The organism is Thermoanaerobacterium thermosulfurigenes (genome assembly GCF_051201035.1).
In the GTDB taxonomy this organism is placed as follows: Bacteria; Bacillota; Thermoanaerobacteria; order Thermoanaerobacterales; family Thermoanaerobacteraceae; genus Thermoanaerobacterium; species Thermoanaerobacterium thermosulfurigenes.
Genome location: NZ_JBPODR010000053.1, coordinates 1 through 6,220, shown reverse-complemented (window position 1 = coordinate 6,220; position 6,220 = coordinate 1). Strand labels below are relative to the sequence as shown.

Annotated in this window: 4 protein-coding genes; 2 read left to right on the top strand and 2 right to left on the bottom strand. The window is 34.3% G+C overall.

The window, feature by feature from the left end; translation table 11 throughout:
• Positions 1–324 precede the first annotated feature (324 nt).
• Both glmS and HNR52_RS11820 read left to right on the top strand, forming a co-directional pair.
• On the top strand, positions 325–2,151 hold the full coding sequence (gene glmS / locus HNR52_RS11825; protein WP_435620683.1) for a glutamine--fructose-6-phosphate transaminase (isomerizing): 1,827 nt from the start codon (positions 325–327) through the stop codon (positions 2,149–2,151).
• Positions 2,152–2,791: 640 nt separating this feature from the next.
• Positions 2,792–3,346 (top strand): plasmid pRiA4b ORF-3 family protein, encoded by a 555-nt coding sequence (locus HNR52_RS11820; RefSeq protein ID WP_435620682.1) that lies wholly within the window; start codon positions 2,792–2,794, stop codon positions 3,344–3,346.
• Between the two features lie 343 nt (positions 3,347–3,689).
• On the opposite strand, the gene HNR52_RS11815 is transcribed toward HNR52_RS11820, so the two are convergent.
• Both HNR52_RS11815 and HNR52_RS11810 read right to left on the bottom strand, forming a co-directional pair.
• Entirely contained in the window at positions 3,690–5,120 is a 1,431-nt protein-coding gene (locus HNR52_RS11815; protein WP_435620681.1) for a transposase, read from the bottom strand.
• Positions 5,121–5,503: 383 nt separating this feature from the next.
• Positions 5,504–6,220 (bottom strand): ISLre2 family transposase (locus HNR52_RS11810; protein ID WP_435620680.1); only part of this gene is annotated, 717 nt, incomplete at its 5' end.

The window sequence follows — 6,220 nt, the reverse complement described above, 5'->3', positions numbered from 1 at the left end:
GGAAATCGAAAAAGGATTTCAGAATGAAATTTTGGGGGATAAATTTAAAAGATGTCTCCTGAAATTCAGATATATCAGGCAACAGAAGTTGCCGAGAATATTCATACTTTGAAAGGGGGAATGCCCATGAAACACACAACTGAATAAAAGCGCCTGGGCTTAGGGGAAACTCTAAGTTGACGAGGACAGGGTTAATCGAGTTATCGGCGGATGCCCTGCGGCTTCCTGCGGTCGATAAAAAACCGGGAAAACCATGGGTGACCATTGGCATAGAGCGGTTTGAGCAGGATAACTTAATAAAAATACTGAGAGGAGACATTTACTATGTGTGGAATTGTTGGATATATTGGTGATGAACAGGCGACACCAATATTAGTAGAAGGACTTAAAAAGTTGGAGTACAGAGGATATGATTCAGCAGGAATAGCTGTGATAAATGACGGCAACATAAATATAAAAAAGGCAAAAGGCAGAATAAGCCAGCTTGAAGAATCATTAAAAAAAGAGAATCTTTTTGGTTCCATTGGAATTGGACATACCAGATGGGCAACACATGGAGAGCCATCCGATATAAATTCACATCCACACCTATCACAATCAGGTATAATAGCTGTCGTCCACAATGGCATAATTGAGAATTATCTGCCACTTAAAAAAAGACTTATAGAAGAAGGTTACACATTTAAATCAGAGACAGATACAGAAGTAGTGGCAAATCTTCTCGAGTATTATTACAATGGAGACATTGTGGAAGCTGTCATGAAAGTTCTTGACAGGATTGATGGCTCGTATGCACTTGGAGTGTTGTCAAAGGACCATCCAGACATGATTGTGGCAGCCAAGAAAGACGCTCCACTTATCGTAGGACTTGGCGATGGGGAAAACTATATTGCATCAGATATACCGGCAATACTAAAATACACCAGAAAAGTTTACTTTCTTGATGATAAAGAAATTGCGATAATAAAAAAGGACAGCATCAAAGTCATAGATGCATTTGGAAAAGATGTTGAAAAATTTGTGTTTGAGGTAAAATGGGATGTAGAATCAGCCGAAAAAGGCGGTTATGAGCATTTCATGTTGAAAGAAATCCACGAACAGCCAAACGCTATAAAAGACACATTAAGAGGACGTATAGTCAACGACAACGAAATAGTTTTGGATAAGGTAAATATAACAAAAGATGAAATAGATAAAATCGATAAGATATTCATAGTCGCTTGTGGAACGGCATACCATGCTGGTGTAGTAGGTAAATATGTGATTGAAAAGTTTGCCAGGATACCAGTAGAAGTCGACATAGCATCAGAATTCAGGTACAGAGAACCTATTATAAACGAAAAGACATTGACAATAGTAGTCAGTCAATCAGGTGAAACTGCAGATACTATTGCTGCTTTAAAAGAAGCCAAAAGAAATGGCTCAAGAGTTATAGCAATTACAAACGTGGTGGGTAGCTCCATATCAAGAGAAGCTGATGATGTCATATACACTTGGGCAGGACCTGAAATTGCCGTTGCATCTACAAAAGCTTATACGACACAGCTTGTTGCATTGTATCTGATCGCATTGGATTTAGCACTCAAAAAAGGAACAATAGATAAAGAATACGCTAAAGCCATTTGTGATGAATTAAAGAAGCTACCAGATAAAGCAAAACACATACTGGATTATAAAGATGAGCTTCAAGAATTTGCGTCAAATCATTTTAATTCAAAAGATGTCTTCTATTTGGGAAGAGGTCTTGACTATGCTGTTGCAATGGAAGGCTCACTAAAGCTAAAAGAAATATCATATATACACTCAGAGGCTTACGCGGCAGGCGAGTTGAAACATGGCACATTGGCTCTTATTGAAGATGGTACATTAGTCATAGCATTAGCAACTCAAGAACACCTTTTTGAAAAAATGTTAAGCAATATAAGAGAAGTTACGACAAGAGGCGGATACGTCCTTGCTTTTGCGATGGAAGGCAACAATCAATTAGAGGGTATAGTAGAAAAAGTCCTTTATATACCAAAGACAATGGAAGAAGTTGCTCCAATAATAACGGTAATACCGCTGCAGCTTTTAGCATACTACATGGCAGTTGAAAAAGGATGCGATGTTGACAAGCCAAGAAATCTTGCAAAGAGCGTAACAGTTGAATAAAATTTTAAATAACTTGTATTAAGTGTTGTATAATACAAATAAACTCCACTCCATGATAATAAAGTACGCTCTATAAAAATAAAGTTCGTTCCAAAATTCCGTAGTAAGTGCAAGAGAAATCTTCATTTGCTGCGGGATTTGCTTTTTTATTGAGGTTAGGGTTAAGGGGTAAGGAAAAGGCTAAAGGAATTGATTTTAAAGGTATTGAAAGACTTTACCCTACTTTTCTTGCACTTTACCCCTAAAAAGAACTGACTTTATTTTAAAAGTTGTTTAGAGCGGACTTTCTTATCTGGAAATAAATAGGGAAATAGGTTCGAGGTGAGAAAGGATAAGGGTTTGAGGGATTTCGGTTTGGAGCGGAGTTTATTTTAAATATACATAGTTAGTAATAAGGATTTTTAGGGATAAGGAATAAGGAATAAGGATTATATTATAAAATAAAATTGAAGTTAGAACGTTTAATTTATTATGGTTCAAAGCATGGATATTAAAAAATGGAAGCCGATATTTATAGTAAGGTATTTTGATAAATAAATATTAATGTATAATGATAGTAGGATATTATTTTTACTATTGCAGAATATAGAGAAATGATAAAATAGAATTACATAAATACAAAAAAAGGAGCCGTGAGGGTATGAAAATTCTTCAGTTGAAAATAACATTAAAAGACGTAAAGCCTCCTGTCTGGAGGAGAGTATTGGTTAGAGACGATATCACATTTTATAAACTCCACAGGATAATCCAGTATGCGATGGGATGGTTTGAATCCCATCTTTATGAGTTCAGGCTGGGAGAAATGATTATTGGGGAAAAAGATGATGACTGGGACTTTTACGACAGATATAAAGTAAAAAGTGCAAAAATGGTAAAGTTAAGCAGCATGAACTTTGCGCCAAAGGATAAATTCAGATATGTTTACGATTTTGGTGATGACTGGAGACATGACATTGTTGTTGAGAAGGTGCTTGCCCCAGAAGAAGGCGTTAAATATCCAGTATGTATCGGTGGAAAAAGAAACTGTCCGCCTGAAGATGTAGGTGGACCGTGGGGATATCAGGACTTTCTTGAAGCAATCCAGGACCCGCAGCATCCAGAGTATGAATCCATGCTTGAATGGGTAGGGGGTTCTTTTGACCCTGAAGAATTCAGCATAGATGAAGTCAATAATATGTTGAAGATGATAAAGTAAAAGCACATAGGACATATTTATAGACGTTGTATGGTATACAGCAATATCCACGGTATTTTCCAGAGGTAAGAAACTGATAAGTGATACTGTATATTGTTGGATTATTTTGTTGTTAGGCATATTTATTATATTGTTTTCAATATATTTTATAGGCAGCGGATGGAAGATGCTTTGGATACTATAACTATATATACTATGATTCCACTGCAAAAAGTCTTTATTTAAACTCCTTCTTTAGGTTTATTAATACAATCTATTTGAAAATATATCCATTTTTAAAAGCCTGCAGTCTTATTTACGTCCTATTTTCGTTGCAATTTTTTATTCTATTGATTTCTTTTATCTATGTCTGTGAAACAGGTATGCCAAAATAAGTGGCATCCTTTACCACTTTTGTCCTCTTTTCCTGCATGTATATGATAAATCTTTTTATATTACATGCCGTTATTTTTAAACCCTCAACTATCCGTGTTTTTATTAAACCTCTAACCCGTGTTTCATCTGCACCATGTTTTCTTTTTAATTCAGATATTGTTCCCTCTATTGCTGCTCTGCTGCTTACATTTGTTTTCTTGTTGGTTTCAATTTCAGATCTTGTTTTTTCTGCTTTTATGGTGTCGTGCTCTATCCTTACTGTATTAAGATCTTTATGTGGTTTGGCAATACAAAATTCTTTTTTTTCGCATACTTCACAATCACTTTTTATAAAATGTGCTGTTGATGCTCCATTGGCAACGTAACTGTCTAAAGGTTCTATGTTTGCAGGACACCGGAGTATTTTATTGTCCTCATCAAGCTTAAATTCCAAAACACTAGTTTTATTTTCATCAGGCTTTCCTCCGGTCATATCTGTATATTTGATTATTATTCCATGATCTTTAGATGTATCAAAAGTTCTTTTACCGTAATATCCACCATCAACAACAATTTCTTTACATCCAGTATTTTCTTTTATGATTTCCAGTCGACTATTAATTATTTCTACATCACTGACAATGTTTTTTTCAACTACATAATCTGTAATTAATTGAATTTCATTATTATTGTCGCAGGTTTCGGAAATATTTAGTACATAACCACTGCTTTGCTTTTCTGCTTTTTTTCTATATGTCGCATCTACATCATATGCAGACTGAAGGGAATTGCCGGCAATATCTTTGCCTCTTTTTATTTTATATCCTTTCTCACTGGCATTTTTAACCGTCTGCTCGTTTAACAATCTCTCAAGAAGTAATAATTCATTATTGCTTGATAAATTTTCGTTACCTTGAATAATTTCCTTTAATTCCACACATAAGTCAATAACATGTTCAAGCCTGTTTTCAATTTCCGAGCTCTTTGTTTTGTACAATAAGGTCCTGGTATATCCTTCTTTTGTTACTTCTTTAAGTTTGTCACTTAAAAATTCATGTGGAACTTTTTTTATTGCCTTTTCCAAAACGTCAAGTGCAAGTGCTAATCTTCCTGCTTTCTTAATGTTCGAACTAATCAATGTGGAATCCATCCTTTGTTTATCGGTCATTACACCAGCTTTTAACGAAAATTCTTTCATTAGTTTTATAAACTGACCGAATATTAAATCTTCTTCCTGAGGGTGTTTCAATATATACTCATAAACATGTTTTCTAAAGTAGTATAATGTCCTTATTCCAAGATTTATTTCACCAACGTTTTTTATTCCCATTGCAAAGGCAATCTGAACATTATAGTAAAATTGGTTAATAAGCTCTTCGCCAGTATAATCGTAAATATGTTTAAAATACTCTAAGGACAAAAGTATATTGACAGGAAAGTTAGGTCTTCCCGTATTTTGTGTATAAAGGGGTGCAAAAAGTTTCGATTGTGTCAAGTATTTTTAGGTTTTTTTTAAAAAAAGACCTCACTATCACTCTAAGGATGAGTATTGATAGCTGGATTTTAAGAAAAGTTTTTTAGTGTTGAAGTCTCTTAACTTCTTGATAGCATAAAATCGCCACTCACTCTATAATCTTTGATTTTCTTTTAATATCTCACTCATTCTCAGATTCTCACGCTCTTCAAAGAAGCCATCATGTATATCAATGCTATTTATTCATGAATTTTACATGTGATAGGTAACCCAAATAAGCTCCCCATAATAATAACTAAAACTACAATCTTCAATATATATGCATACTTTTAAATGGCATTTCTCAATAGTAATGATTTTATAGCCTGACTTGTTAATGTTTTTTTATTTTGCAATATTGGCAAGCTTATTATGTTTTCATAAGTTGATTTTATTTTCTTTAGTTGTTGTTTCGCTTTATACACTGTTTGCTTTGGTATTTCTATTGGCTTTAAGCTTTCATATTGCTGTTTTAATACGACACCTTTCAGCGATATGCCGCTTGCTTTTATTGCTCTTAATTTTGCCATTTTGTGAGCTCCAACCTTGCTCCATGAAATTGGTCTGCTTGATAGCCTCTCTGAAAGTACATGACTTACATGACTTTCTGCACTGCATCCTGTTATTTCTTTTTTGTAAAGGCTGTATGAATTTATTCCATCCCAATTGTTATTTATATATGTTTGGCACTTCGTTACGGGATTTTCTGTTCCGTTTAATTCTAGTTCTTTGTATTTTTGTGTTAAAAGCTCATTGACTTTTTGTTTATCTGCTTTAAATATGGCTTTCCATAATTCTCTCTTTGTTTTTTTATCTTCTTTTATTGCAGCTGTTATGTATTTTTGTAGATGAAATAGGTCTAATACGTATACGGCGTTAGGCAGATATTTTACTCCGAATTTTATCCATTCTGCTCCATCTCCAGATACGTATATGCGTTTTATTTTGTCTTCGTTATATGTGCTTGCAATGTACTCCCATACTTCTTTCCATAACTCTTCTACTTT